The sequence below is a fragment of the Streptomyces sp. NPDC126499 genome (assembly GCF_040302485.1).
Lineage (GTDB): Bacteria > Actinomycetota > Actinomycetes > Streptomycetales > Streptomycetaceae > Streptomyces.
The window spans coordinates 1-25,845 of the sequence record NZ_JBEOUO010000033.1; the positions used below are offsets into that span (position 1 = coordinate 1).

The window sequence follows — 25,845 nt, forward strand, 5'->3', positions numbered from 1 at the left end:
AGGGGCCGGCGGCGCCAGGCGCTGTCCCGCCACCCGCGCGCGCCCGCTCGGCGGTGGCCGCCGCCCCGGCGTCGGCGGGTACTTCCTGCGGGGCGGACGCCGCCGTACCGCCGGACCGGGCGGCGTGCGACGAGGCGGCGGAGGCAGCAGAGCCAGGCGCACCGCCCCGGACCCCGGCCCCGGAGGACGGCACCTGCGGGGCGGCAGCCGTACCGGCCGACCGGCCGGCGTGCGACGAACCCGAAGCTCCGGGCACGCCGGACGTGCCCTGCGGGTCGGCAGCCGCACCGGCGGACGCCTGCACGCCACCCGCCGCGGCCCCATACGACGCAGCCGAAGCCTCCGTCCCGCCTACCGCAGGTGCCCCCTGGGGGGCCGCAGCCGCACCGGCGCTCGCCGAGGCACCAGCCGGCTGAGTCGCGTGCGGCGAAGCCGAAACCCCGGGCACGCCGGACGTGCCCTGCGGGGCGGCAGCCGCACCGGAGGTCACCGGCGCACCGCCCGACGGCGCGTCGGGCGCGCGTACCGCACCCGCCCCGGCCCCACCACCCGACGCGGCCGAGCCCGGCCTCGCACCGGCCCCGGCCCCGGCAGACGAGCCCTGCGGGGCCGCAGCCGTACCGGCATTCGCCCGCGCGCCACCCGGCTGAGTCGCCTGAGGCGAAGCCGAAACCCCAGGCCCGCCTACCGCAGGTGCCCCCTGCGGGGCGGCAGCCGTACCGGCGTTCGCCGACGTACCAGCCGGCAAAGTCGCGTGCGGCGCACTCGAACCCCCGCCGCCAGACGACACCTGCGGGGCGGCAGCCATACCGGCCGACCGGCCGGTGTGCGGCGAAGCCGAAGCCCCGGGCACGCCGGACGGCACCTGCGGGGCCGGAGCCGTACTGGCGGCCGCCTGCGCGCCGCCCGGCTGAGTCGCCTGAGGTGAAGCCGGAGCCCCGCCCCCACCAGACGACACCTGCGGGGCGGCAGCCGTACCGGCCGACCGGCCGGTGTGCGGCGAAGCCGAAGCCCCGGGCACGCCGGACGGCACCTGCGGGGCCGCAGTCGTACCGGCGGTCACCGGCGCGCCGCCCGGCTGACTGGCCTGAGGTGAATCCGGAGCCCCGCCCCCGCCAGAGGTCACCCGCGGGACGGCAGCCGTACCCGCGGACGCCCCGCCCGACGCGGCCCCGTACGACGAAGCCGGAACCCCGGGCCCGCCTACCGCAGCCCCCGGGGCCGCAGCCGCACCGGCGGTCACCGGCGCACCGCCCGACGGAGCCTCGGGCGCGCCTACCGCACCCGCATCGGCCCCGCCGCCCGGCGCGGCCGGGCCCGGCCGCGCGGCATCGCCGGGTCCGGCAGGCGACGCGTGCCCGGCAGAAGTCGTACCGGTGGTCACCGGCGCACTGCCCGACGCGGTCGAAGCCGAGCCCTGAGACAGGCCCACCGTGCCCACCGCACCACCCGCAGGAGCCCCCTGCGGGGCCGCAGCCGTACCGGAGGTCACCGGCGCACCGCCCGACGCGGCCCCGGGCGGCGAAGCCGGAGTTGCGACCCCGCCGGACGGGCCCTGCGGGGTGGCGGCCGTAGCGGCGGATGCCGTCGGCCGGCCCGCCTCAGCCGCAGGTGTACCGGGTCCGGTCGGGCTGGTGGTGGCTCCCACGGTGGGGACGCCAGGCGTGGGGGTCACCGGCCCCGTAGCGGCGGGAGCCGGCAGCGGCCCGGCCGGGTGGCCGCCACTCGGCGCACCCGTTTCCGCACCGGCAGGGCCCGCACCACCGACCCCGGGCGGCGCTTCCGCCGCGCCCGTGGTGGGCGCGGCGGCGGACCGGTCTCCCGCACCCGCACCCCCCGGCGCGACCGGCCCGGCCCCCGGGTCCCCGCCGACCGGCGCACCCGCACCCGCACCCTCGCCCAACAACCCCGCACCCCCACCCGGCGGTCCCCCTCGCCGGAGGCGGCCGTCGGTGAGGCGGCGGGCTGTGCGGGCCGCGTCGCGGGTGGCGGCCGGGCCGGAGTCCGGGGGGTTCGGGGTCGATGCCGTCATTCGGTCCACCTCATGTTCTCGGGGTCATCGGAACAAGCGCCGCCAGGTCTCCGGGCCCGGGTAGCCGTCGGCCGCGCCGCCGCGCCAGCCCTGGGCCCGCTGGAAGGCCTCGACGTTGCGGCGGTCCGCCTCCGTCCACCGCGGACCGGGGCCTGACACGTAGTGCTTGCCGAAGCCCCGCTTCACCAGTTGTTTGCCCAGCTTCTCCACATATGCGTTGAATTGGCCCGGACGGAAGTAGCCACGCCCGGGGAACCCGCTCGCAGATGCGCTCGACCCGCCCGAACCACTCGAACCGCCGATGTCCTTGCCCTGCCCGCGCACGAGCAGGGACCAGGTCTGCGGGCCCGGCAGACCGTCCGCCTCGCGGCCCTTCCAGCCCTGGGCCCGCTGGAAGGCCTGGGTGGCGCGGCGGTCCGCCTCGCCCCAGCGCGGTCCCGGGCCCTGGCTGTAGAACTTCTTGCCGCCGCGCGCGACGAGCAGCTTGCCCAGCTGGGTGACGTACGCGTTGTTCGCGCCGGGGCCGAACTTCGCCGCCCCGGGGTACGGCGTCACGGTCGCGGACGGGCCGCCCCCCGCCGCGCCGCCACCGCCGCCGCTGACCACGCCCTTGTAGCGGTAGGCGACGTAGCGGTCGGAGTACTCCCAGTACGCGAGCGGCGTCGGCTGCTTGCGCGTGCGCGGCTTGGTCTGCTCGTACGCGATGTAGGCGGTGTGGGTGTAGTCGGTCCACCCGCCGAAGATCGTCACGTGCGAGCCGCGCGTCGGGTTGGCGGGGTTGTGGAAGAGCAGGATGTCGCCGGGCTGGAGGTCGGCGCGGTCGATGCGGTCGGCGAAGCGGTCGAGGCTGCCGGTCCACTCGTTGCTGCGGAGGTTCCAGGCCATGGAGATGTAGCCGGAGCAGTCCTGGCGGTAGCCGTCGTTCCAGTACTTCTCCATCGAGTACGGGACCTGGGCGGCGACCCACTTCTTCGCGCGGTTGACGATCTCGGCGCGGGTGGTTTTCCGCAGCGACTCCACCGAGATCTGGCTGGTGGTCGGGTCCGCGCCGGGGGAGGGCGCCGAGGCGGGGCCGGGCGCGCCGTGCAGCGGGCCGCGGTCGCCCTGCGGGGTGTCGGGCCCGGGTCCGATGTCCGCCGCGCCCCCCGCCGTACGTCCCGCCGCTCCCCCCGCCGCATCTCTCGCCGCACCCTCCACCCCGCCTCCCACAACGGGATCCGCGCCGGCCACCCCCGTCCCTCCGCCCAGGACCACCCCCGCGGCCGTCACCAGGACCAGCGCGCGACGGGCGCCGTGCGCGGCCGGGTGGCCTCCCGCCCGTACGGGCAGTCCGAGGGCGAGGTCGCGCCGCTGCCGGGCGCAGCCCGGGCAGCCGCAGTCGGCCGCGGGTTCGATTTCTTCGAAGACCGGCACACTCATGCGTTCCCCTCCACACTCGTCAAGATCTTTTGGCGCTCCTGCACGGGCGCCAGTTTCTCAACTGTCTGGACAAATCGCATTTTGACGGATCGAAGGCTCAATACGACCATCCGACAGGCCGGGCGGGACCGGAAATGGTCAGGAGCACCCTCGGGAGTCCTGTAAAGTTATCGACGTCAGCAGGCGCCGCTAGCTCAGTTGGTTAGAGCAGCTGACTCTTAATCAGCGGGTCCGGGGTTCGAGTCCCTGGCGGCGCACGCGAAAGGCCGAGGCCCTTCACCATCAGGTGAAGGGCCTCGGTCGTTTCCGCCGTTTGCGGCGTTTCCACCCCCTCTGCCGTTTCCGCCTTTCCGCCTTCTCCGCCGTTTCCGCTGTCTCGGCCGTTTCCGCCGCATCGCTCCTCTACAGTGAGCGCCATCCGTCCCGACCTCCCGCGGCGGCTCCGGGCTCCTCCCGCGGCCCGTGAGCCCGCGGTCGAGGACCGGGCCGGCCGGCGGCCGCACCTCCGCCCCGCCGGCCGGCCCCCGGTCACCCCTCCCCCATCCCCTCCCCCGCACTCAGTCCCGCGCGCCCGTCAGATACGCCGAGACGACCACGTTCGCCGTGTACGCACCGCTCGCGCGGTCGAAGGTGCCGCCGCAGGTGATCAGGCGCAGTTCCGCCCGGCCCGCGAGGTGCGGGCCGTAGGCCGCACGGGCGTCGAAGCGGTCCCGGGACAGGACCCGGACGTCGTCGATCGTGAATTCCGCGACGCTTCCGTCCGAACGGGTCACGCGCACCGTCGCGCCGGGGCGGGCCGCGCTCAGGCCGTAGAAGACGGCGGGGCGGCTCTCGGTGTCGACGTGGCCGACGAGCAGGGCGGCCCCGGCGGCGCCCGGACGGGTCCCGGAGCCGTACCAGCCGACCGTGTGCGGCATCTCGTACGGCGGCGGGTCGATCGCCCCGTCCGCGTCCAGGCCGCGGGGCACCACGGGGGCGGAGACACCGAGGGAGGGGATCTCCACGCGGCGCGGCTCGGCGGCCGTGAGCGGGGGGTGCGCCGGGGGCAGCGGCGCGCCGGGCGGGCGGCCGACGGCGGCGATGTCGCCGGTCGTGGGCGCGGAGGGGCGGCCGGGCCCGTCGGAGGCGTCCTCGCCCCAGAGCCAGAGGCCCAGGAGCAGGACCGCCCAGGCCGTCCCGGTCAGCGCACGCCCGGAGGGCACCGGACTCAGTCCGCGCCCCGCCGGCGGCGGGTGCTGCGGAGGGCGACCGCCACCGCGGCGACGGCGGCCATGCCGAGGCCCAGGAGCGTGTACGGGGTGCCGAGGCCCTCCCCGCCCGCCGTCTGCGCCATGCCGGGCGCGGCCGGGGCGGCGAAGGCGGCCGTGCCGCCGCCGCCCGCGCGCACCGGGGCGACCGGGGACGGGTGGTGGGTGGGCCGGTGGCTGGGCTCGTGGTGGCGCTTGACGTGGACGGTGCCGACGTCGGGGTGGTCGTGGCCGTCGCAGGTGACGCCGACCCGGTACGAGCCCTCGTCGAGGCCGGAGCGGACGGTGGCGTCGCCGAAGAGCGGGTTCTTGCCGCCGTCGCGGCCGGTGAGTTCGGCGTCCGCGACGAAGGCCGGGGACTTGGCGGCGCCGGTGGTGCCCTTGCAGCCCGTGACCTTGACGTCGACGTCGGCGCCGGGCGCCGCGGTGGCCGGGGTGACGGTGACCTTGACCCCGTCGTGGGCGAGGGCGGTGCCCGCCGCGGGAGCGAGCACCAGAACCACGGCCGCCCCTGCGGCACGGAGAGCGATGGGACCTGAACGCATGGTGACCTCCTGAGGGAAGGGTCACCCGGTTCGGGTCCTTTCGCATCCGCAGGGGGCCGAACAGGGCCCCCACCTGCGAGGACTCAGACGCGGTCGACGAGGTCCGCGATCGACTTCACGATCTTCGACGGGCGGTAGGGGAAGCGGTCGATCTCGGCCTGGGTGGTCAGACCGGTGAGCACCAGGAAGGTCTGCATGCCCGCTTCCAGACCGGCCAGGATGTCGGTGTCCATCCGGTCGCCGATCATGGCGCTGGTCTCGGAGTGGGCGCCGATGGCGTTCAGGCCGGTGCGCATCATCAGCGGGTTCGGCTTGCCGGCGAAGTACGGCTCCTTGCCGGTCGCCTTGGTGATCAGCGCGGCGACCGAGCCGGTGGCGGGCAGCGGGCCCTCCAGGGACGGGCCGGTCTCGTCCGGGTTGGTGCAGATGAAGCGGGCGCCGGCGTTGATGAGCCGGACCGCCTTGGTCATGGCCTCGAAGGAGTACGTACGGGTCTCGCCGAGCACCACGTAGTCGGGGTCGTGGTCGGTGAGCACGTAGCCGATGTCGTGCAGCGCGGTGGTGAGGCCGGCCTCGCCGATGACGTACGCGGTGCCGCCGGGGCGCTGGTCGTCGAGGAACTTGGCGGTGGCGAGGGCCGAGGTCCAGATGTTCTCGACGGGCACGTTCAGGCCCATCCGGGCGAGCCGGGCGTGCAGGTCGCGGGCGGTGTAGATCGAGTTGTTGGTGAGGACCAGGAAGGGCTTCCCGGTGTCCCGCAGCTTCGTGATGAACGCGTCGGCACCGGGGATCGGGACGCCCTCGTGGATGAGGACGCCGTCCATGTCGGTGAGCCAGGATTCGATCGGCTTGCGCTCTGCCATGGGTGCGGGACTCCTGCCGTACGGATGCCGTACGCGTACGGGCGGCCGACGGGCGGGTGCCGGTGTCGGGTGCCGTACGCGACGGGCGGTGTGCTGGGGGCGACGCGACAGCGCTGTGGCGACGCCCCCCACACTAGTCAGGAAGTGGTGACCTTGACCCCGTCGACCACCCAGTACCAGTTGTTGGACCCGGTGTAGCGGAAGCGGAAGCTCACGCTGGACGCGCCGGCGGGCACGTTCACCGTGAGGGACTGGGGCTGGGAGATCACGTCCGCGGTGTAGCTCTTGACGACGGACGGCGTGCCGCCGTTGAAGGAGGCCAGGACCTGGGCGGTCTGGGCGCCCTCCTGCCGGTAGAAGGTGGTGAAGTCGAGGGTGACGCGGGAGGCGCCGGAGACGGAGTACGCGGGGGTGACCAGCGTCGAGTCGTACGTGCCGGAGAAGGTCTTGTCGGCCCACTCGTCGGAGTCGGCGACGGCGAAGACGCCCCGGGAGCGGACGTTGAGCTCGCGGGACTGGTCGCGCTGGCTGCGGGACCAGAACTCGTCGGTGGCGAAGGACCAGCCGCGCCACTCGGTCACTCCGCCCGTGCCCATGGCGTTGTTGATGACGGACCAGCCGCTGGGCGCCGTGTGGGTGAAGCCGAGGACGCCGGCCGGGATGCCGGTCTCGTCGACGCGGCCGGTGAGCGAGCCGTACAGCGCGTCGAACGGGTCCGTGGAGCGCTGCTGGATCGGCTTGCCGTCCAGGCCCCAGGACGGTTCGGGGGTGATGCCGAGCTGGTGGAAGACGGTGGCGGCGACGTCGACGAGCCGGGTGTCGATCGGGCGGGCGCCGGCGGCGATGCCCGGGCCCTGGGCGAGGACGAAGGTGCGGCGCTCCTCGATGGCGGAGCCGCCGTGGCCGCCCGCGTCGACGTGCCCGTGGTCGGTGCAGACGATGACGGTCCAGCGCTCGGTGGCGTAGGACGGGCGGGCCTTGACGGCGGCCATGAGCCGGCCGAGCTGGGCGTCCTGCACGGCGATGGCGTCGAGGTACCGCTGGCCGGTGCCGTAGGAGTGGGCGACGACGTCGGTGTTGCCGAGGTAGACGAAGGCGACGTCGGGGTTCTGGTCGCGGAGCACCGTGACGCTGTCGGCGGTGATGGTCTCGTCGTGGCCGGCGTAGCCGTCGCGGTCGCCGTCGAGCACGATCTTGGCGTCGGCGCCCGCGGTGACGGTGCCGTAGGTGTCGAGCGGCTTCCAGTCGACGGCGGCGTAGAGGGAGAGCTCGGGCCGCACCTGGTGCAGCCGGGCCAGGAAGCCGGGGTACTGGCCGTAGTTGCGGCCGGTGAAGGTGTTGTCCCGGACGCCGTGCTTGTCGGGCCACACGCCGGTGGAGATGGTCGACCAGCCGGGGCCGGAGGAGGTGGCCGCCATGGGGTTGGCGTAGAGCAGGGAGACGCCGTAGGTGCCGGCCGCCATCATCGCCTTGAGCGTCGGCGCGTTCGCCGCGTCGATCCGGTCGTGGCGCAGGCCGTCCATGCCGACGACGAGCACCTTGTCCTTGCTGGTGCCGTTCGGGAGGGTGGGCGCGGCGGCCTGCGCCGTGGGGGCGGTGGCGAGGCCCGTGGCGGTGAGGGCGGCGGTGGCGCCGGCGGCGGCGAGCACGCCGCGGCGGGAGATGCCGGTGTGCGGCATGTCTGGAGTCCTCCGTGGAAGGGGGCTGGGGGCGGCCCAACGCCCCTGATTCCTCAGGGGCGTTGAGCTTCGGTCCGTACCCGTTATCTTTCCGCGATACTTCGGTGGGGCGGAAGGTACGTGCGGTGAACTCTTGTGCGGCGCCCGGTTAGCTTCCGGTGGCGGCCTTCCAGGCGTCGACGTACGCGGGCAGGTTCTTGTCGATGTCGGCCCAGTCCGGCTCGAAGATCTCGACGCCCTCCATGAGCCTGGTCAGTGCGAGGGCGTTGGCGTCGGTGGCCCGGATGTCCTTGCGGACGGAGAAGCCGCCGCCGACGGAGCTGACCTCGCGCTGGGCCCGCTCGCCGAGCATGAAGTCGAGCAGCTTCTTGCCGTTCTCGCTGTGCGGGGCGTCGCTGACCAGGCCGGCGGCGTACGGCAGGGCGAAGGTGGTGGGCCTGCCGCCCTGCTTCGCGGGGAACCAGATGGCGAGGTTCGGCATGGAGCGGGACTGCGCGAAGTTCATCTGGACGTCGCCGTTGGCGACGAGGATCTCGCCCTTGTCGACCTTCGGGGCGAGCTTGGAGGTGGAGGAGGACGGGCCGACGTTGTTGGCCTGGAGCTTCCTCAGGTACTCCATGGCGGGCTCCTTGCCGCCGAAGTCGTGCATGGCCTTGATGAGCACGGCGGTGCCGTCGCCGGCGACGCCCGGGGTGGAGTACTGGATCCTGTCCTTGAACGTCGGGTCGAGCAGCTGCTCCCAGGTGGTGGGCGGGGTCGTCAGCTCCTTCTTGTTGTGGATGAAGCCGAAGTAGTTGTTGACGACGGAGATCCACCTGCCGTTGTCGGCCTTGTCGATGCCGCCCACCATGTCGGCGTCCTTCGGCGTGTATGCCTGGAGCAGCCCCTTGGAGTCGGCCTGCTGGATGAAGGGCGGCAGGGTGACGAGGACGTCGGCCTGGGTGTTGTTCTTCTCGCGGGCGGCGCGCTGCACCATCTCGCCGGAGCCGCCCTCGACGTACTGCACCTTGATGCCGGTCTGCTTCTCGAAGTCCTTGAAGACCTTGTCGTACCAGCCGTCGCCCGCCTCGCCCTTGAGGCCGTCGGCGCTGTAGACGGTGACGACCTTCTCGTCGGAGGCGGCCGAGGAGCCGCCGCAGGCGGTGAGGGTGGCGGCGAGGAGGAGGCAGCCGGTGACGGCGGCGACCGGCCGGGCGTACGGGGCCTGGATAAGCATGGCGTCGTTCTCTCCTGGGCGGGTCAGCGGTAGGACGCTCGGGTGCGGATACGGGAGACGGCGAGCAGGACGAGCAGCGTCGCCGCCATCAGGACCACGGCGAGCGCGGAGCCCGTGAACAGCGAACCGCGGTCGGTGGACGTGAAGACCAGCACCGGCAGCGGCAGCCAGTCCGGCGGGTAGAGCATCATCGTGGCGCTCAGCTCGCCCATGGACAGGGCGAAGCAGAGCCCGGCCGCCGCGTTCAGCGACGGCAGCAGGAGCGGCAGCCGCACCCGGAGCAGGACGTACGAGGGGCGGGCGCCGAGACTGGCCGCCGCCTGCTCGTACACCGGGTCCAGACGCAGGATGGCGGCCGAGACCGACTGGTAGGCGAACGCCGTGACAAGAACGGTGTGCGCGAGGACCACGATCCAGCGCGTGCCGTTCAACAGCAGCGGCGGCTGGGAGAAGGCGACCAGGACGGCGAGTCCGACGACGACGGACGGCACCGCCACCGGCAGCATGAACAGCGCGTCGAGGACCCGGCGGCCCTTCTTCCCGAGGGCGGACGCGGCGAGCGCGGCCCAGGTGCCGAAGGTCAGCGCGAGCACGCTCGCGACGAGCGCGGTGACCAGGCTGGTGGTGAGCGCCTGGAGGGACTCCCCGCGCACGGCGGCCGTGTAGTGGGCCGTGGTCGGCCCGGAGGGCAGGGCGCCGGACCAGTTCGTGGCGAGGGACGCGGCGAGGATCACGAGGAGCGGCAGGGCGAAGAGGGGCACGAAGAGGACGGCGAAGCAGGCCCAGGCCGCCCACCTGCCCGTACGGCTATGCACCAGCACGGCGGCTCACCACCCGGTAGAGGGCGTACAGGCCCACGGAGATCACGACGTTGACGACGGCGACCACGCAGGCGGCGGCGTAGTCCGATTCGAGGATGGCCTTGCCGTAGACCAGCATCGGCAGGGTCGTCACGCCCTTGGCCCCGGTGAACAGCACGATGCCGAACTCGTTGAGGCACATCACCAGGACGAGTCCGCCGCCGGCGGCGAGCGCGGGCAGCGCCTCGGGCAGGATCACCTGCCGCACGATCCGCAGCGGGCGCGCCCCGAGCGAGGAGGCCACCTCCAGCTGCGCGGTCTCCAGTTGCGAGAAGGCGGCGAGCAGCGGGCGCATCACGAACGGGGTGAAGTAGGTGATCTCGGCGAGCAGCACGCCCCACGGGGTGGTGAGGAAGCGGAAGGGCCCGCTGTCGGCGCCGGTGACGTCCGTCCACAGGCCGTTGGCCATGCCGACCGTGCCGTACAGGAACAGCAGGGCGAGGGTGATGAGGAAGGAGGGGAAGGAGAGGAAGACGTCGATGAACCTCGCCACCGCGCGGGCGCCGGGGAAGGGCACGAAGGCGATGACGAGCGCGAGGGCGAAACCGAGGACGAGGCAGCCGGCGGTGGCCGCGGCGGCGAGCCACACGGTGGTGACGAGCGCGTCCCGGAAGGACGGGGAGCCGAGCACCTCGGCGTACGCGCCGGGTGCGAGGGACTCCCGGACGACGAGGACGAGCGGGTAGAGGAAGACGACGGCGAGGGCGAGCACGGGCGGGGCGGCCCACAGGAGCGTGGTGGGCACGCGGCGCCCGGGCGCCGCCTGCGCCCCGCTGCCCCGCCGGGCGAGCAGCGCGGGGCTAGCCATCGGTCGCCCCCGCGGCGAGCAGCACCGCGTCCTCCGGCGCGAAGTGCACGGTCACCTCGTCGCCGAGGGCCGGGGTCGCGCGCAGCTCCCGGACGTCGGCCTTCACCCGGTGGCCGCCGACGTCGACGTACAGCCGGTGGGTGGCGCCCCGCCACTGGACCTCGGCGACCTTGCCGCGCAGGGCGTTGGGGCCGGGCCCGAGGCCGACCAGGTGGGGGCGGACGCACAGGGTGGCGGTGGCGCCGGGGGCGGCGTCGGCGACGGGCACGTCGAGCGGGACACCGCCGGGGGCGACCCGGCCGGTGGCGCCGTCGGGGGTGAGGGGGCCGCCGTCGGGGGCGACACGGCCGGTGGCGCCGTCGGGGGTGAGGGGGCCGCCGTCGGGGGCGACACGGCCGGTGGCGCCGTCGGTGGCGAGGGGGGCGCCGGCGGGGGTGAGGGGGGCGCCGGCGGCGGCGAGCATGACTCCGTCCGCGGTGACGGTCACCGGCAGCAGGTTGGCGTTGCCGACGAAGGAGGCGGTGAACTGGGTGCGGGGCCGCCGGTACAGCTCCTGCGGGGTGCCGCAGTCCTGGAGGCGGGCCCGGTCCATGACGGCGATCCGGTCGGCGAGGGTGAGCGCCTCGACCTGGTCGTGGGTGACGTACAGGACGGAGACGTCGGGCAGTTCGCGGTGCAGCCGGGCGAGTTCGGCGAGCATGCCGGAGCGCAGCTGGGCGTCGAGCGCGGAGAGCGGTTCGTCGAGGAGGAGGACGTCGGGGCGGATGGCGAGGGCGCGGGCGATGGCGACGCGCTGCTGCTGGCCGCCGGACAGCTCGCGCGGGTAGCGCCGGGCGTAGGCCGCCATCCCGGTCATCTCCAGGGCCTCGGCCACCCGCCCGGGGATCTCGCCCTTGGGGACCTTCTGGGCCCTCAGGCCGAAGGCGACGTTGTCCTCGACGCGCAGGTGCGGGAAGAGGGCGTAGCTCTGGACGACCATGCCGATGCCCCGCTTGTACGGGGGCAGGCCGGTGACGTCCCGGTCGCCGATGAACACCCGCCCGGCGACGGGCCGGACGAAACCGGCGACGGCCCGCAGGGCGGTGGTCTTGCCGGAGCCGGAGGGCCCGAGCAGGGCCATCACCTCGCCGGGTTCGACGGTGAGGGTGAGCGAGTCGAGGACGGTGTGGCCGCCGTACGCGACGGAGACGGCGTCGAAGCGGATGCCGCTGGTCATGCCCGGCGCTCCTCGAAGTCCCGTATCGCGGCCGGCAGCCCGGCGACGGAGGGCAGGACGTGGGTGGCGCCCTGCTCCGTGAGGGCCGGCTCGCCGTGGGCGCCGGTCAGCACGCCCGCGACGATCCCGGCGCCGGCGCGGACGCCGCTGAGCATGTCGTACGAGGTGTCGCCGGCGACCGCGATCCGGCGGACGTCGTCGACGGCGCCGGTGCGCAGCAGGGCGGTGAGCACCAGGTCCGGGTACGGGCGGCCCCGGCCGCCGGCGTCGGCCGGGCAGAGGGTGAGGTCGGCCAGGTCCCGCCAGCCGAGGGCGTCGAGGATCGCGTCCTGGGTGACGCGGGCGAAGCCGGTGGTGAGGACGACGGTCCTGCCCTGTTCGCGCAGGGCGGCGACGGCCTCGGCGGCGCCGGGGATCGCGCTGATCCGGCCGCCGTCGACGAGCTCCCCGTACGCCGCCTCGAAGGCGAGGTTGGCCTGCCGGGCGCGCTGCTCGTCCCCTCCGAACAGATGCCGGAAGACGGTGATCTTGGATTCGCCCATGGTGGCGCGGACGTGGCCGATCATCGCGGCCGGGTCCTCGCCGAGGCGTTCGGCGGCGGCCGTGAAGGCCAGCTCGACGAGGCCGTCGTCGGCGACGGTGGTGCCGGCCATGTCGAGGACGACGAGGTCGTGCCGCGGTGCGGGGGCCTGACGCGGGAGGTTCCGCTGCTGCTTGTTGTCGGTCACGGGTGTCACCAGCCCAGTTCGTTCGCGGTGGTCTCGGCGATGGCGGGCGAGCAGGTCATGCCGCGGCCGCCGGGCCCGGTCACCAGCCAGACGCCGTCCCGCACGCGCTGGCGGTGGACGACCCGGGTGGTGTCGGTGCACTGCGCGTACACGCCGGCCCAGCGGCGGCGGACGCGCGGCAGCGGGCGGCCGAGCAGGGACTCGACCACGCGCGTGAGGTGCTCGTAGGGGTCTTCGAGGGTGTCGAAGGCGAAGGGGTGCTCGTACTCGTGCGTGTCGCCGATGGTCAGCCCGCCGTCGACGCGCTGCACCATGAGCAGCTGCATCCGGTGGGCGGCGGCGGTGGGGTCCTGGGCCTGGCCGGCGTTGAGCGCGTCGAGGGCCTTGGAGGCGTAGGCGGGGTAGTAGCGGAAGGAGTCGGCGTCGGCGACGGAGGTGGTCAGCGGTTCGCCGAGCGGGTCGGTCTGCATCATCTGCAGCCGCACCCGGCGCACCGGGATCGCGCCGGCGACCTCGCGGACCAGGCCGGACAGCCAGGCGCCGGTGCACAGGACGACGGCGTCACCGGTGTGGGTGTCGCCGTGGTCGTCGCGGACCGCGTTCTCGCCGACGACCTCCCGCACCTCGCGGTTCGGCAGGAAGGTGTAGCGGCCGGTGGCCAGCAGGGCCTCGCGCAGGGCGAGCTGGGCGGTACGGGGCTCGACGGCGGCGTCCCGCTCGCACCACAGGGCGGCGTCGAACGTGCCGCGCAGGGCCGGGTTGACCGCGCGCGCCTCGGCGGGCGTGAGCAGCTTGTAGCCGCGGGCGGCGGCGTCGGGGCGGGCCACGGCGGCCTCGGCGACGGCCCGTTCGAGCTCGCCCCGGACCGGGGTGAGCGAGCCGATGGCCCGGAAGCCGAGCGCGGGGACGCGGGCGCCGATGCCCTCCCACAGCTCGCGGGCGCGCAGGGCGGTCTCCAGCTCCTCGCCGCCCGCCCGTCCGCTGACCCAGATCTGGCCGAAGTTGCGCAGCGAGGCGCCGCGCGCCTCGGCCTCGCGCTCGATGTGGACGACCTCATGGCCGCGTTCGACTGCCTGCCAGGCGTGCATGGTTCCCACCACGCCGGCTCCTACGACGATCACCTTCATGCCGCTCACGGTCGCGGCGGCGGGTGGCCCCGGGCGGTCCGGCCGGCGACGGGACGGTGAACGGCCCGACAAGCTTGGCCTAGACCCGTTATGCATTCGTAATATGGGGTGGGGTAACCGGGGTGGGGGCGGACCATCGTGGAGCTGGGGGCGGGGGCCGGTCGGGGGCCGGTGTCGGCAGGCGGCGGGTCAGCCCTGGCGGCCGAGGCGGGTGGTGAAGCTGAACCGGTCGCCCCGGTAGAGCGTGCGCACCCGTTCCAGGGGACGGCCGGCCGTGTCGCGGGAGACCCGGTGGATCAGGAGCATGGGCAGCGCGGGCGGGGTGCCGATCAGCAGGGCCTCGCGCGGGGTCGCGAGCACGGTCTCGATCCGCTCGTCCGCGTCGCCGAAGGAGACACCGAGACGGTCGCGCAGATACGCGTAGAAGGAGGAGTCCGGGTCGAAGTCCGTGTCCAGGCGCGGGGCGCGGGCCTCGGAGACGTACGTGCTCTCCAGACCGACCCGCTCGTCGTCGGCGAGCAGGACCCGCTCCATGTGCCAGACCGGCTCGCCGCGCGCCACGCCGACCTCCGGAGCGAGGCCCTCCGGGCAGGGGAAGCGCTCCAGCGAGATCAGCGCACGGCCGGGCCTGCGCCCCTGGCGGCGCACGCCCTCGGTGTAACTGGCCAGCGAGAGCGGCTGCTCCAGCTTGGGCCCGGCGACGACGGTGCCCCGGCCGCGCCGCCGCAGCCGCCCCTCCAGGAGCAGTTCGCGCAGGGCCTGCCGGACGGTCTCCCGCGACACCTCGTAACGGACGGCGAGGTCGCGCTCGGTGGGCAGCAGCCCGCCCTCTCCCAACTCGTCGATGAGCGCCGCGACCTTCGCCTTCACGGCGTAGTACTTGGGGATGCGGCCGTGTTCGGGGATGCCGGAGCGGATGGGGGCGCCGGTGTCGTTCGTCTCCACCCGGTGATCGTCGCAGACCGGGGTGAACGGGAGGGTGTACGGAGCGTGGCCTACGCGTTCCGGAAGCGGCGGACGGCGAGGAGGGCCGCCGCACCCGCCGCGAGGAGGGCCACCGCCACGGGGGCGTGACGGAGGGCGGACTCCCGTCCGGTCTGGGCGAGTTCGGGGACGTGGGGGTCGGTGCCCGTGCCGGGGGCGGTGGGGCGGGCGGGCGCCGACGGATCGGGGGTGGTGTCGGGGTCGGCGTCAGGGTCGGGGTCGGGGTGGGTCTCGGGGGCCGGGGCGGCGGGGCCGACGGCCAGCCGGTAGTCGCCCGACTCGCCGACCCAGTCGCCGTCGTCGCCACGGCGCTGGACGACGGCGGCGTTGAGGACGACGTCGTCGTCCGGCGTGGCGTCGGCGCGGAAGGCGAGGCGTACGGGGACGGTCAGGGTGCCGCGGGCGGGCACCGCGAAGCCGGCGAAGGCGGGGGCGGTGGGGGTTGCGGGGGTTGTAGCGGTTGCGGAAGCTGGGGCGCTGGAGGTGGCGGAGGCGAGGGCGCTGGAGGGGGCGGGGAACGTGGGGGCGGCGGAGGCGAGGGCGCTGGAGGGGGCGGGTGGGCTGCTGTCGGCGAAGACGCCCACGTTCTCGGCCCGGTCCGTCGCCTCGAAGGCCACCGGCCGCCACAGCCGTGCCTCCGCGTCGTAGAACTCCGCGCGGATCTGGTCGGGTTTCAGCGACCGGCCGCTGTCGGTGAGGACGAGCACCGGGTGGACGCCCCGGCAGGGCACGGCGGTGGTGTTCCCGATCTCCAGGTGCCACATCCGGAAGCCCCCTCCGGCGGCGTAGTCGGCGGGCCCGCCCCGGATCCGGGTCGCCAGCGGGAAGTCCCGGGCGTCGGCGTCCCCGCACGCGGGCGCGAGGACGGGGGTCGCGGCGGGGGTGGCGGCGGCCGGGAGGAGGACCGTCGCGGCGGGGGTGGCGGCCAGGGCGTGGGCCACGGGGACGGTGGCGGCCGTGGTCAGCGCGGCGAGGGCGAGGGCGTTGCGCAGTCGCATGGGGGGCGGTGCCTTTGCTGCTCGCGGGACGTACGGGACGCCCGCGACGCTGCCACGCGGGGCGGGCCGGTCGCGGGACCGACGCGGCCGGGCACGCCGTACGCACGCGCATTCCGCCCGATCAGCCTACTTCCCGATCATGGGACGGTCGGACCGACGGCTCCTTGCCGAAGACCGGGGCGAGGATCAGTTGGGCCGCGCCCTCCGCGACGGCGTACGGAGTGCCGGCGGCCTCGACGTCCGCCGGGAGGCCGAGGCCGCCCAGGACCTCGCGGACGCCGCGCGCGTACGCCTCCGGGTCCGCCAGGACCGCCCGGCCGCCCAGCAGCACCCGGTCGATGTCGAGCAGCCGGACCAGGTTGGCCGCCCCCGTCCCGAGGACCCGGGCGGCCGTGGCGACCTCGCCACGGGCCAGCGCGCCCAGGCACAGGACCTCCAGGCAGCCGCGTCCGCCACAGTCGCAGGGCGGCCCGTCCATCTGCACGGTCTGGTGCCCGAGCTCCCCGGCCCCGGTCCTGCCCCCACGGAGCACGGCCCCACCGAGCACGAGCCCGGCACCGAGCCCCGTACCCAGGTGCACGTACGCGAACGAGGCGGGCGCCCCGGGCCGCAGCGCGAGCCCGAGCGCGGCGGCGTTGGTGTCCTTGTCGACCACGACCGGCACGCCGAGCCACCGCGCCAGCTCGTCCCGCAGCGGAAACCCCTCCCACTCGGGAAACCCGGTCACCCGGCCGGGCCTCCCGGCCCAGTGATCCAGCGGCCCGGGCATGGCGACACCGACACCGAGGACACGAGCGGGGGCGCCGGCCGGTGCGGAGACGGAGGCCGGAGCGGAGGCGGGGGTCGGGGCGGAGACGGAGGCCGGAGCGGAGGCGCGGGTCGGGGCCGGGTCGGGGAGGTTGTTCCCGGCCGGGGCCTGGCCGGGGGCCTTGGTCCCGGCCGAGTCCGGGCCGGCGGAAGCACCAGCCGGACCGGTCGGGGCCGAGTCGGGGGCGTTGGTCCCCGCCGCGTCCAGTCCGGCGGAAGCACCGGCCGGACCGGCCGGGCCCGTCGCATGCCACCCCAGCACCCCCCTCAGCGCCGCGACCTCCGTCCGGACCGCCGCCAGGACCGTGTCCGCGCCCGCGCCGAGGTCCAGCGGGGAGCGCCGTTCGGCGACCCGGGTGCCCGCGAGGTCGAGGAGGACGGCGGTGAGTTCGTCGCGGTCGAGGTGGATCCCGATCGCGTAGGCGGCCGAGGGGACGAGCCGCAGCGCGGTCGCCGGTTTGCCGCCCGTGGAGGCGCGGCGGCCGGCGTCGGCCACGAGGCCCTCGGACCGGAGGCGGGCGGTGATCTTGCTGACGGCCTGCGGGGTGAGGCCGGTGCCCGCCGCCAGCTCCGGCCGGCTGATGCCGCCCTCCCCCGCCCTGCGCAGCAGGTCGAGCACGAGGGCCGTGTTGTGCCCGCGCAGGGCGGGCAGGCCGGCGCCCCCGGCCTGCCCCGTACCGCCCGGACCCGCGCCGCCCGGCCCCGTACCGCCGCCGCCCACGCCCAAGGCCCCGCGCACGCCCATGTCCCTGCCCGCCAGTCCGAGGCGGAGGCCGTTGTCCCTGTTCACGAGCCCATTGTGCCTGCCGCTTGCACTTTGGCAACAGCGTTGCCAAAGTAGCCGTATGGTCACCCCTCTCCGCGTCGGACTCGTCGGCTACGGCCTCGCGGGCTCCGTCTTCCACGCCCCGCTGATCGCCGCCTCCCCCGATCTCGTCCTCGACACGGTCACCACCGGCAATCCCGAGCGCGCCGCCCAGGCCCGCGCGGCGCACCCGGGCGTGCGGGTCGCGGGCTCGCCCGAGGAGCTGCTCGCGCGGGCCGGCGAGCTCGATCTGGTCGTGGTCGCCTCGCCCAACAAGACCCACGTCCCGGTCGCCACCGCCGCGCTGCAGGCCGGCCTGCCCGTCGTCGTGGACAAGCCGCTCGCCGGCACCGCCGCCGAGGCGCGCGGCCTCGCCGCCCTCGCCGACGAGCGCGGACTGCTCCTGTCCGTCTTCCAGAACCGGCGCTGGGACAACGACTTCCTCACCCTGCGCGCGCTCGTGGCCGACGGCGCCCTCGGCGAGGTCCAGCGCTTCGAGTCCCGTTTCGAGCGCTGGCGCCCGCAGCTCAAGGGCGGCTGGCGCGAGTCCGGCGCGCCGGAGGAGATCGGCGGGCTGCTCTACGACCTCGGCAGCCACGTCGTCGACCAGGCCCTGGTCCTCTTCGGCCCGGTCGTCCGCGTGTACGCCGAGTCCGACGTGCGCCGCCCGGGCGCCCAGGCCGACGACGACACCTTCTTCGCCCTCACCCACGCGAGCGGCGTGCGCTCCCACCTGTGGGTGAGCGCCACCACCGCCCAGCTCGGCCCCCGCTTCCGTGTCCTCGGCAGCCGGGCCGGCTACGTCAAGTACGGTCTCGACCCCCAGGAGGCCGCCCTGCGCGAGGGCCTGCGACCGGAGCCCGGCGCCGTCTGGGGCCGGGAACCCGAGGAACTGTGGGGCCGGCTCGGCGCCGGGGAGTCCCCGCTGACCGGCGGTGGCGACCCCGTCGAGACCCTGCCGGGCGACTACCCCGCCTACTACGCGGCCGTCGCCGCCGCCCTGCGCGGTACGGGCGACAACCCGGTCACCGCCCACGAGGCCGCCGCCGCGCTCGACGTCCTGGAGGCGGCGCGGACGTCCGCCCGCGAGGGCGTGGCGGTGACCCTGTGAACGCCGGGCCCGACGAGATCGAGGAGCTGGAGGCGCAGGAGGCCCGCCTGGTCCTCCCCCGCTTCACGTACGACGACGCCTGGACCCTCGGCACGATCCTGGTCGGGCTCGCGCGGGAGCGGCGGGCACCGGTCGCGATCGACGTGCGGCACGGCGCCCAGCAGCTGTTCCACTGCGCGCTGCCCGGGTCGAGCGCCGACAACGACGCCTGGATCGACCGCAAGCGGCGGGTGGTGGAGCGGTACGGCGTGAGCTCGTTCCTCGTCGGCGCCCGCTTCCGCGCCAAGGGCACGACCTTCGAGGCGTCCTCGCGCCTGGACCCGGACCGGTTCGCGGCGCACGGCGGCTCGTTCCCGATCGCGGTCGCGGGCGCCGGCGTCATCGGCTCGGTCACGGTCTCGGGCCTGCCGCAGGCCGAGGACCACGCCCTGGTCGTCCTCGGCCTGGAACGGCTGCTCAGCTCGTACGGCGACGCTGCCGGCTGACGGACACGAGGACGGCGCCGCTCAGCACGAGGACGGCGGCCATGGCGCCCGCGAGGATCGTGGCGGTGGGGGAACCGGAGCCGGATCCGGCGCCGGTGTCGGGGAGTTCGCCGCCGCCGGTGGTGAGTCCGCCGTCAGCGCCCCCACCGGTGGTCGCGCCGCCGGTGGTCGTACCGCCGTCGGTCGTACCGCCGCTGGTCGTACCGCCGGTGGTCGTTCCGCCGTTGACGTCGGGATCGGGGTCAGGGTCTGGATCGGGCTCGGGGTCAGGGTCCGGCTCGGGGTCAGGGTCCGGGTCCGGGTCCGGCTCGGGGTCAGGGTCCGGGTCCGGCTCCGGATCGGGGTCAGGGTCCGGCTCCGGGGTGGGCGTGGGTGTCGGTGTGGGAGGCGGCGTGGGCTCGTTCTCGGCGCAGGAGGGCAGGTCGCCGTCGAACGGGTACGCGTGCAGCTCCTGGCCGCCGCCCCCGCCCACGACCGAGGCGTGGGTGAGCGAACCGCTGGTGTAGAAACGCCCGTTCATGCCCGGCATGGTCACCGTGGCCGTACCGGTCGGCTCCCCGATGAGCACGCTGCCCTCGAACTGCCCGCTGCCCTCGAAGGTCACGTCCTTGGCGTCGGGGAAGTTCCACAGCAGCCGGTCACGCAGCCCCTCCCGGAAGCCGTTGACGTACGTGTCGACGGTCCGCCGCGCGCCGAGCACGTTGACGAGGACGGTCGCGCCGTCCGGGACGCGGCGGAAGGTCAGGCCCTGGGAGCCGCCCGTGGTCGACTCCAGGTCGAAGTCGACGGTGAAGACCTGGATCGCCGACCTGCCGTCGCCGGTGAACACGGTCTCGCCGCCCTTGTTCACGGCCGTGCCGGTCGCGGCGCGCGGCGCGCCCGCCACGTACGCGTAACACCGGCTGGCCACGGACAGCTTGTCGCGCAGGCTCTTGTACGGGTCGGCCGCCCTGGGGTCGGCGACCGCCTTGGGGCTGACCGTGCCGGTCAGCCCGCCCCCGTACCGTACGACTCCGTGGACCACGCCCTCCTCGGCCAGCAGGCGCTGGCCCTTGGCGACGGTGATGTCGCCGCCCGTGGTGAGGAAGGCGGAGTCGTTGTCGGGCACGACGCGCGAACCGACGCCCGCGACGCCGACGTTGTAGACCTGTGAGACGCCGGGACGTTTCCTCATGTCGAAGGCGCCGAGGACCACGACCTTGCCCTCCGCCTCGGCCGCCGCCTCGCGGACGCGGAAGTCGCCGCCGACGAAGACGTTGACGTTGTTGTCGCGGCCCGCGACGACGCCGTTGTGGATGTCCGGGTACGGGGCGGGGCAGCTGCCCGGCAGGCACGGGCCGAGGCCGCCCGGCAGCGGGTCGGCGAGGGCCGGGGCGGCGAGGGCTCCGGTCAGCAGGGCGGCGCCGGCCGCGGTCGCCGCGGCGGCGGGCAGCAGGCGACGACGCCGTTGCGGTACGTATGCACGCATAGGCCGCAATTAGGCACGACGCGGGAGAGGATCGCGACGCCCCACGCCCGGAACGGCGGAGGCGTCGCCCGAACGACTCAGGCCCGCCCGCCGCCCGCGGCCGTGCGGCGGCCCGGCTCCTGAGCCGCGGCCACGTGCCCCCGAGCCGCCGTCACGGGCCCGTCAGCCACGGCCACGCGCCCTGTAGCGACGGTCAGCCGCCCCTGAGCGCAGTCACGCGCCCGTGAGCCGCGCGGCCACGCGTCCCCGAGCCGCCGTCACGCGCTCTTGAGCTCCTGCCGCTGCCGGCCCAGGCCCTCGATCTCCAGCTCGACGACGTCACCGGCGCGCAGGTACGGCTTGGGCTCCGGCTGCCCCATGGCGACACCCGCCGGCGTACCGGTGTTGATGATGTCGCCGGGGTAGAGCGTCATGAACCGGCTGACGTAGCGGACCACCTCGGCGACCGGGAAGATCTGGTCGGAGGTGTGGCCGTCCTGCTTCAGCTCGCCGTTGACCCACAGCCTCAGGGCGAGGTCCTGCGGGTCGGGGATCTCGTCGGCGGTGACCAGCCACGGGCCCAGCGGGTTGAAGGTCTCGCAGTTCTTGCCCTTGTCCCAGGTGCCGCCGCGCTCGATCTGGAACTCGCGCTCGGAGACGTCGTGGGCGAGGGCGTACCCGGCGACGTGGGCCAGGGCCTCCTCGTCGGTCTCCAGGTAGCGGGCGGTGCGGCCGATGACGATGGCCAGCTCGACCTCCCAGTCCGTCTTCACCGAGCCGCGCGGTACGAGCACGGTGTCGTCCGGGCCGACGACGGTGTCGGCGGCTTTGAGGAAGACGACCGGCTCCTCCGGGATCGCCGCCCCGACCTCGGCCGCGTGGCCGTGGTAGTTCAGGCCGATGCACACGACCTTGCCGATCCGGCCGACCGGCGGGCCGATGCGCAGCCCGGTCGCGTCGAGCGCGGGCAGCACGCCCGCGCCGAGCGCGGCGCGGACGCGGTCGAGGGCGGCCCCGTCGGCGAGGAGACTGCCGTCGATGTCGTCGACCAGCGCGGACAGGTCGCGCAGCGTCCCGTCCTGGTCGAGGAGGGCGGGCCGTTCGGCCCCTGCCGGGCCGACACGCAGCAGCTTCATGGTCTTCTCCCTGTGGTCGAGGTGGCCCCGGGGAGGGCCGTGGTGAGCCCCGGCCGATGGAGTGCGGCCATCGGAGGATTGGTCGATCCTCCAAGAGAACGGGGAGCTCTGCAAGACCCCGTTCACACCGTGGACCCTTACGCGGGAGTAACCGCTCCGGGCTTCGCGGGCACGTCCCGATAGAGGAAGGCCCGCTCGACGGCGGTCCAGGTGGTGCTGGTGACGATGTAGAGGGCGGCCGCCAGCGGCACCACGGCGACCGAGACGAGCGTCGCGAAGGAGAGCAGCGGCATGAACCGGGCCAGGCCCTCGGCGATCCCCGCGCCGGGCTGGCCGGGCTCCACGGCCTGGGGCGCGAGGAGGGCGTTCTGCCGCTTGGCGTAGCGGTAGCCGTACGTGGCGACGGCCGCGACCAGCACGAAGAGGACCAGGTAGACCCGGCCTGCCGGGCCGAGGACGCCGCCGTGGGCGAGGGCGTCCGCGTAGTGGTCGCCGAGCGGTGCGCCGAGGAGGCCGTGCCCGGCCATCCGCCCGCTGGAGAAGAGGTGGAACATCAGGAAGAACGCGGGCGCCTGGAGCAGGCTCGGCAGGCAGCCCGCGACGGGCGAGACCTTCTCGGCGGCGTGCAGCTCCATGACCGCCTTCCGCAGCCGCTCGGGGTTCTTGGCGTGTTTGCGGCGCAGCTCGGCGAGCTGCGGGGCGAGCCGGACGCGGGCCTTCTGGCCGCGGGCGGCGGCCCGGGAGAGCGGGTGGACCGCGAGGCGTACGGCCATCGTGAACAGCACGATGGCGGCGGCGGTGGAGGAGGCGGCGAACAGCGGCTGGAGCAGGTCGGCGAGCTGCTCGACCAGAGAGGCGAAAACGGACATGGGAGCCCTCCGTGGGGTCTCGTCGTGCCGGGAGTTTCAGGGAATTCGGCAGGACGGAACCGCGCGGGAGTGCGCGAACGTGCGATGCGCCCCTACGCGGCCGTCAGGAGGGGACGGCCGGGTGCCCGGGGCCTGCGGCGGCCGGGGGCGTCGGGATCGCGTTGCGGCAGGAACGCGGTGCGCCGGGCGCGGTCGCGCAGGGCGGTGCGGACCCGGGTGGGCGGTACGGGCAGAGCCGTACGGGCGCCGATCAGGGCGCAGAGGACGGCGGTCGCGGCCATGGCGACGGCGGTGGAGAGGCCCGCGCCCTCGGAGAGCAGGAGGTCGGCGACGGCGAGGAGGAAGAGGAGCGGCGCGAGGACGCGCAGCAGCTGCCGGTTGAGCACGCCTGCCTCCCTGTCCACGCCTGGGCCGTCGCATCGCTCGGCCGTTGTGTTCGCCTGGCCGTTCTGTCGCCTGGCCGTTCTCTGGCTCGGGCGTTCTCTCGCTCGGGCGTTCCCTCGCCCGACCGTTCTCTCGCCCGACCGTTATACAGGACGGTTCGCGGGCTCCGAGAGTTCCAGGGGAACGAGGAGCCGGCGCGGTTTCAGCAGGGCCCTGGCGACCGGATCGGCCGGCTCCGGGTCGAGCCCGGCGCCGGGTCGCATCTCGACGTCGGCGGGGTGGACGGGGATCCGGCAGGCCGGGCACTCGCCGTACGGGCCGAGCTCGGTGCCGCAGTCGGCGTGGTGGAAGTGGCGCATGGGCGCGGTCCCGGGCAGCGCCTCGCGCCCCCACAGTCCGAGCGAGCGCAGGACGGGCCACAGGGCGATGCCGCGCTCGGTGAGCACGTACTCGTCGCGCGGCGGGGACTGCGAGTAGCGCTGCTTGTCGAGGACCCCGGCGTCGACGAGGGCCTGGAGGCGGGCGGCGAGGACGGCACGGGGTGCGCCGAGGTGGGAGAGGAAGTCGTTGTAGCGGCGGACGCCGTAGAAGGCGTCGCGGACGACGAGGAGGGTCCAGCGCTCGCCGATGACTTCGAGGGCGCGGGCGATGGAGCACTGCTGGGTGGCGTAATCCTTGCCGAGGGCCATGGGGAGCAGTGTAGACGAGTGGGTTCAATGATTGAACCTTTGCTGGTACGGTCAAGGTTCAATCACCGAACCTTCGTCGATCGCGGAAGCCGAGGTCCACGCCATGGCCATGCCTGACTTAGGCGCGACGGGAGCAGGGGGCGCGACGGGCGCCACGGGTGCGACGGGTGCAGCGGGCACCACGGGTGCCACGGGCTCCGTGGGCGCAACAGGCGCCACGGGTGCGACGCGCGCAGCGGGCACCACGGGCACCACAGGGGTCACTGGCGCCTCGGGCGCCAGGGCGGCCCCCCGCGCGGTCCTCGCCGTCACCAGCGCCGCCACCGCGCTCACGCTGATGAACTACACGGCCCCGATGCTCACCCTGCCCGCCATGGCCGCCGACTTCGGCACCGCCCCCGCCGCGCAGGCATGGCTCCTCAACGGCACCCCGCTCGGCCTCGCCGTCCTGCTCCTCGTGGCCGGCAGCCTCGCCGACGAGCACGGGCGGCGCCGGGTGTTCCTGCTCGGCACGCTCGGCCTCGGCCTGACCACGGCCCTCGGCGGCCTCGCGACCTCCACCCTCACCTTCACGCTGGCGCGCATCGCGCAGGGCGGGGCCAGTGCGGCCGTGCTGGCCGCGAGCCTGGGCTTGCTCGCCCACGCGTATCCGACGGGTCCGGCGAGGATCCGGGCGACCGGGGTGTGGGGCGCGTTCGTGAGCGCCGGCATCGCGCTGGGCCCGCTGCTCGCGGGCGGCCTCGCCGGCCTCGGCGGTCCGGCGGGCTGGCGCTGGACGTACGAGGTGCTGGCGGCGGCGACCCTGGCGGTGGCCGCGCTCGGCGTCCGTACCCTCGCCGAGTCCCGTGCCCCGCGCGAGGGACGCCCGGACGTCGCCGGATCGGTGACGCTCGGCCTCGCCCTGGCGGCCCTGCTCACCGCGCTCACCCTCGGCCGGGACGGCTGGCTGCGCCCGCCGGTGGGCGTTCTCGGGCTCGCCTTTCTCGTGCTGGCGTCGGTGTTCGTGGTGGTCGAGCGGCGCAGCGGGGCGCCGATGGTGGACCTGGCGCTGTTCCGGCGGCCGGCGTTCCGGGCGGCGACGGCGGGGGCGCTGTTCACGGGCCTCGCGGTGATCGGGCTGTTCAGCGTGCTGCCGGCGCTGTTGCAGCGCGGGGCGCACATGGCGCCGCTGACCACGGCGTGGCTGTTCCTGCTGTGGTCGGGCACGGCGTTCGTGGTGGCGTTGCAGGCCCGCCGCCTCGCGGGCCGGCTGTCCGCCCCGTACCAACTGGCCGTGGGTTTCGCGCTCTCCACGGCGGGCGTGCTCGCGCTGCTCGGGACACTTCAGGAGGCGTCGTGGCCCCGGCTGCTTCCCGGTCTGGTGGCGGCGGGTGTGGGCAGCGGCCTGCTGAACGCGGCGCTGCCCCGGCTCGCCGTGGATGCGGTGCCGCCGGAGCGGGCGGCGATGGGCTCGGGCGCGAACAACACCGCCCGCTACATCGGCTCCTCGGCGGGCGTGGCCCTCTTCCTGGCCCTGGCGACGGCGGGCGCCGACACGGCCCTGGTGGCGTCGGCGGTGCTGGGGCTCGCGGGGGCGGCGGTCACGCTCGCGGCGGGACGAGCCTGGCCCAGACGATCAGCCGGTAGCGCGAGCTGAACTCGGGGGTGCAGGTGGTGAGGGTCAGATAGGCGCCGGGCGTGTCGTACCCGTACGACGGCTTGTGGAGGGACCGGGGCACGGGGGCGATGACGCCGGTGTCGCGGGGCGAGGTCTGCGGGAGGATCCGGTCGACGCGGTAGGTGTGGGTGCGCTCGCGGGTCCGGACGGTGAGGGTGTCGCCGGGCCGCAGCCGGTCGATGCGGCGGAAGGGCTCGCCGTGGGTGTTGCGGTGCCCGGCGAGGGCGAAGTTGCCGGGGCGGCCGGGCGCGGCGGTGCCGGGGTAGTGGCCGGCGTAGCCGCGGTCGAGGACGGTCCGTTTGCCGACGCCGTGGGCGACGGGGACGGTGAGGCCGAGGCGGGGGATGCGGAGGACGGCGTACGGGCTGCCGGAGGGCGCGGGTCCCGGCGACGCGGACGGCGGCGCGGGCGCAGGACCCCTGGCACTCGCGGCCGTCGGATCGGCGGCCGGCACGGAAGGTGACGGGGAAGGTGACACGGTCGCCGGCTCCGGTGTCGCCGCCGGGGGTGAGGAGTCCCACTCCCGTTCGAGGGTGCGCACCTGCTCGACGGCCCCGGCGCGGGCCTGCGCGTTGGTCCACCACAGCTGGTGGACGGCGAGGAGGAGCACGACGACGCCGCAGGTGACGAGGATCTCGGCGCACGTCCACAGCGCGCGTGCGCCGGGCCCGCGCCCCGCGCGCGCCTGGACGACCACCGGGACACGCGTCCGTCGACCCCGCACGGCGGGCAC

General features: G+C 74.9%; 23 protein-coding genes and 1 tRNA gene. 4 read left to right on the forward strand and 20 right to left on the reverse strand.

Annotated elements, in window-relative coordinates:
• Positions 1-2,056: 2,056 nt before the first annotated feature.
• Positions 2,057-3,451 carry a peptidoglycan-binding protein gene (locus ABTZ91_RS31825; protein ID WP_352080700.1) on the reverse strand — a complete coding sequence of 465 codons (1,395 nt, stop codon included), beginning with the start codon at positions 3,449-3,451 and terminating at the stop codon, positions 2,057-2,059.
• A gap of 183 nt (positions 3,452-3,634) precedes the next feature.
• On the opposite strand from ABTZ91_RS31825, the gene ABTZ91_RS31830 reads away from it, so the two are divergent.
• Positions 3,635-3,708, forward strand: a tRNA-Lys gene (locus tag ABTZ91_RS31830).
• Between the two features lie 300 nt (positions 3,709-4,008).
• On the opposite strand, the gene ABTZ91_RS31835 is transcribed toward ABTZ91_RS31830, so the two are convergent.
• The 13 genes from ABTZ91_RS31835 to ABTZ91_RS31895 all read right to left on the reverse strand — a co-directional run bounded on the left by ABTZ91_RS31835 (position 4,009) and on the right by ABTZ91_RS31895 (position 17,274).
• Positions 4,009-4,662 (reverse strand): class F sortase, encoded by a 654-nt coding sequence (locus ABTZ91_RS31835; protein WP_352080762.1) that lies wholly within the window; start codon positions 4,660-4,662, stop codon positions 4,009-4,011.
• Entirely contained in the window at positions 4,659-5,243 is a 585-nt protein-coding gene (locus tag ABTZ91_RS31840) for a hypothetical protein (RefSeq protein ID WP_352080701.1), read from the reverse strand. The genes ABTZ91_RS31835 and ABTZ91_RS31840 overlap by 4 nt, the downstream gene beginning before the upstream one ends.
• Positions 5,244-5,326: 83 nt before the next feature.
• The gene (locus ABTZ91_RS31845; RefSeq protein WP_345488034.1) at positions 5,327-6,106 is read right to left on the reverse strand and encodes an HAD-IIA family hydrolase; all 780 of its coding nucleotides are present in this window, start codon (positions 6,104-6,106) and stop codon (positions 5,327-5,329) included.
• Between the two features lie 137 nt (positions 6,107-6,243).
• Positions 6,244-7,785 (reverse strand): alkaline phosphatase family protein, encoded by a 1,542-nt coding sequence (locus tag ABTZ91_RS31850; RefSeq protein ID WP_352080702.1) that lies wholly within the window; start codon positions 7,783-7,785, stop codon positions 6,244-6,246.
• Positions 7,786-7,933: 148 nt separating this feature from the next.
• Positions 7,934-9,001, reverse strand: a complete 1,068-nt coding sequence (locus ABTZ91_RS31855) for a 2-aminoethylphosphonate ABC transporter substrate-binding protein (protein ID WP_352080703.1) — start codon at positions 8,999-9,001, stop codon at positions 7,934-7,936.
• Positions 9,002-9,024: 23 nt separating this feature from the next.
• Complete coding sequence (locus ABTZ91_RS31860; RefSeq protein WP_352080704.1) at positions 9,025-9,822, reverse strand: ABC transporter permease subunit; 798 nt, start codon at positions 9,820-9,822, stop codon at positions 9,025-9,027.
• Positions 9,809-10,669: a 2-aminoethylphosphonate ABC transporter permease subunit gene (locus ABTZ91_RS31865; RefSeq protein ID WP_352080705.1), complete on the reverse strand. Its 861-nt coding sequence runs from the start codon at positions 10,667-10,669 to the stop codon at positions 9,809-9,811. The genes ABTZ91_RS31860 and ABTZ91_RS31865 overlap by 14 nt, the downstream gene beginning before the upstream one ends.
• The gene (locus ABTZ91_RS31870) at positions 10,662-11,885 is read right to left on the reverse strand and encodes an ABC transporter ATP-binding protein (RefSeq protein ID WP_352080706.1); all 1,224 of its coding nucleotides are present in this window, start codon (positions 11,883-11,885) and stop codon (positions 10,662-10,664) included. Before ABTZ91_RS31870 ends, ABTZ91_RS31865 begins: the two co-directional genes overlap by 8 nt.
• Positions 11,882-12,613 (reverse strand): phosphonatase-like hydrolase, encoded by a 732-nt coding sequence (locus ABTZ91_RS31875; protein WP_352080707.1) that lies wholly within the window; start codon positions 12,611-12,613, stop codon positions 11,882-11,884. Before ABTZ91_RS31875 ends, ABTZ91_RS31870 begins: the two co-directional genes overlap by 4 nt.
• A gap of 5 nt (positions 12,614-12,618) precedes the next feature.
• Positions 12,619-13,740 carry a TIGR03364 family FAD-dependent oxidoreductase gene (locus ABTZ91_RS31880; protein WP_352080708.1) on the reverse strand — a complete coding sequence of 374 codons (1,122 nt, stop codon included), beginning with the start codon at positions 13,738-13,740 and terminating at the stop codon, positions 12,619-12,621.
• Between the two features lie 189 nt (positions 13,741-13,929).
• The gene (locus ABTZ91_RS31885; protein ID WP_352080709.1) at positions 13,930-14,685 is read right to left on the reverse strand and encodes a GntR family transcriptional regulator; all 756 of its coding nucleotides are present in this window, start codon (positions 14,683-14,685) and stop codon (positions 13,930-13,932) included.
• Positions 14,686-14,735: 50 nt separating this feature from the next.
• Positions 14,736-15,722, reverse strand: a complete 987-nt coding sequence (locus tag ABTZ91_RS31890) for a hypothetical protein (RefSeq protein WP_352080710.1) — start codon at positions 15,720-15,722, stop codon at positions 14,736-14,738.
• Between the two features lie 121 nt (positions 15,723-15,843).
• Entirely contained in the window at positions 15,844-17,274 is a 1,431-nt protein-coding gene (locus ABTZ91_RS31895) for an ROK family protein (RefSeq protein ID WP_352080763.1), read from the reverse strand.
• Positions 17,275-17,374: 100 nt separating this feature from the next.
• On the opposite strand from ABTZ91_RS31895, the gene ABTZ91_RS31900 reads away from it, so the two are divergent.
• Together ABTZ91_RS31900 and ABTZ91_RS31905 are read left to right on the forward strand one after the other, a co-directional pair.
• The gene (locus ABTZ91_RS31900; protein ID WP_352080711.1) at positions 17,375-18,445 is read left to right on the forward strand and encodes a Gfo/Idh/MocA family oxidoreductase; all 1,071 of its coding nucleotides are present in this window, start codon (positions 17,375-17,377) and stop codon (positions 18,443-18,445) included.
• Positions 18,442-18,930 (forward strand): heme-degrading domain-containing protein, encoded by a 489-nt coding sequence (locus ABTZ91_RS31905; RefSeq protein ID WP_352080712.1) that lies wholly within the window; start codon positions 18,442-18,444, stop codon positions 18,928-18,930. Before ABTZ91_RS31900 ends, ABTZ91_RS31905 begins: the two co-directional genes overlap by 4 nt.
• Here the strand turns inward: ABTZ91_RS31905 and ABTZ91_RS31910 are convergent.
• The 5 genes from ABTZ91_RS31910 to ABTZ91_RS31930 form a co-directional block, all read right to left on the reverse strand.
• Positions 18,902-20,398 (reverse strand): choice-of-anchor A family protein, encoded by a 1,497-nt coding sequence (locus tag ABTZ91_RS31910; protein ID WP_352080713.1) that lies wholly within the window; start codon positions 20,396-20,398, stop codon positions 18,902-18,904. The two genes, ABTZ91_RS31905 and ABTZ91_RS31910, sit on opposite strands and share 29 nt — an antisense overlap.
• Before the next feature lie 257 nt (positions 20,399-20,655).
• Entirely contained in the window at positions 20,656-21,513 is an 858-nt protein-coding gene (locus tag ABTZ91_RS31915) for a fumarylacetoacetate hydrolase family protein (RefSeq protein WP_352080714.1), read from the reverse strand.
• A gap of 137 nt (positions 21,514-21,650) precedes the next feature.
• On the reverse strand, positions 21,651-22,382 hold the full coding sequence (locus ABTZ91_RS31920; protein WP_352080715.1) for a YidC/Oxa1 family membrane protein insertase: 732 nt from the start codon (positions 22,380-22,382) through the stop codon (positions 21,651-21,653).
• A gap of 92 nt (positions 22,383-22,474) precedes the next feature.
• Positions 22,475-22,768 carry a DUF6412 domain-containing protein gene (locus ABTZ91_RS31925; RefSeq protein WP_352080716.1) on the reverse strand — a complete coding sequence of 98 codons (294 nt, stop codon included), beginning with the start codon at positions 22,766-22,768 and terminating at the stop codon, positions 22,475-22,477.
• A 141-nt stretch (positions 22,769-22,909) separates the two neighbouring features.
• Positions 22,910-23,455, reverse strand: coding sequence for a helix-turn-helix domain-containing protein (locus ABTZ91_RS31930; RefSeq protein WP_352080717.1), 546 nt, complete (start codon positions 23,453-23,455; stop codon positions 22,910-22,912).
• 199 nt (positions 23,456-23,654) lie between these two features.
• On the opposite strand from ABTZ91_RS31930, the gene ABTZ91_RS31935 reads away from it, so the two are divergent.
• On the forward strand, positions 23,655-25,091 hold the full coding sequence (locus tag ABTZ91_RS31935) for an MFS transporter (RefSeq protein WP_407078072.1): 1,437 nt from the start codon (positions 23,655-23,657) through the stop codon (positions 25,089-25,091).
• On the opposite strand, the gene ABTZ91_RS31940 is transcribed toward ABTZ91_RS31935, so the two are convergent.
• Entirely contained in the window at positions 25,036-25,836 is an 801-nt protein-coding gene (locus tag ABTZ91_RS31940) for a class E sortase (RefSeq protein WP_352080718.1), read from the reverse strand. The genes ABTZ91_RS31935 and ABTZ91_RS31940 overlap by 56 nt on opposite strands.
• Positions 25,837-25,845: the final 9 nt, after the last annotated feature.

Coding starts and splice junctions, on each gene's coding strand:
- ABTZ91_RS31825 (WP_352080700.1), bottom strand. CDS start 3,451: ATGAGTGTGCCGGTCTTCGAAGAAATCGAACCCGCGGCCGACTGCGGC.
- ABTZ91_RS31840 (WP_352080701.1), bottom strand. CDS start 5,243: ATGCGTTCAGGTCCCATCGCTCTCCGTGCCGCAGGGGCGGCCGTGGTT.
- ABTZ91_RS31845 (WP_345488034.1), bottom strand. CDS start 6,106: ATGGCAGAGCGCAAGCCGATCGAATCCTGGCTCACCGACATGGACGGC.
- ABTZ91_RS31850 (WP_352080702.1), bottom strand. CDS start 7,785: ATGCCGCACACCGGCATCTCCCGCCGCGGCGTGCTCGCCGCCGCCGGC.
- ABTZ91_RS31855 (WP_352080703.1), bottom strand. CDS start 9,001: ATGCTTATCCAGGCCCCGTACGCCCGGCCGGTCGCCGCCGTCACCGGC.
- ABTZ91_RS31865 (WP_352080705.1), bottom strand. CDS start 10,669: ATGGCTAGCCCCGCGCTGCTCGCCCGGCGGGGCAGCGGGGCGCAGGCG.
- ABTZ91_RS31870 (WP_352080706.1), bottom strand. CDS start 11,885: ATGACCAGCGGCATCCGCTTCGACGCCGTCTCCGTCGCGTACGGCGGC.
- ABTZ91_RS31880 (WP_352080708.1), bottom strand. CDS start 13,740: ATGAAGGTGATCGTCGTAGGAGCCGGCGTGGTGGGAACCATGCACGCC.
- ABTZ91_RS31890 (WP_352080710.1), bottom strand. CDS start 15,722: ATGCGACTGCGCAACGCCCTCGCCCTCGCCGCGCTGACCACGGCCGCC.
- ABTZ91_RS31895 (WP_352080763.1), bottom strand. CDS start 17,274: ATGGGCGTGCGCGGGGCCTTGGGCGTGGGCGGCGGCGGTACGGGGCCG.
- ABTZ91_RS31900 (WP_352080711.1), top strand. CDS start 17,375: ATGGTCACCCCTCTCCGCGTCGGACTCGTCGGCTACGGCCTCGCGGGC.
- ABTZ91_RS31910 (WP_352080713.1), bottom strand. CDS start 20,398: ATGCGTGCATACGTACCGCAACGGCGTCGTCGCCTGCTGCCCGCCGCC.
- ABTZ91_RS31915 (WP_352080714.1), bottom strand. CDS start 21,513: ATGAAGCTGCTGCGTGTCGGCCCGGCAGGGGCCGAACGGCCCGCCCTC.
- ABTZ91_RS31920 (WP_352080715.1), bottom strand. CDS start 22,382: ATGTCCGTTTTCGCCTCTCTGGTCGAGCAGCTCGCCGACCTGCTCCAG.
- ABTZ91_RS31930 (WP_352080717.1), bottom strand. CDS start 23,455: ATGGCCCTCGGCAAGGATTACGCCACCCAGCAGTGCTCCATCGCCCGC.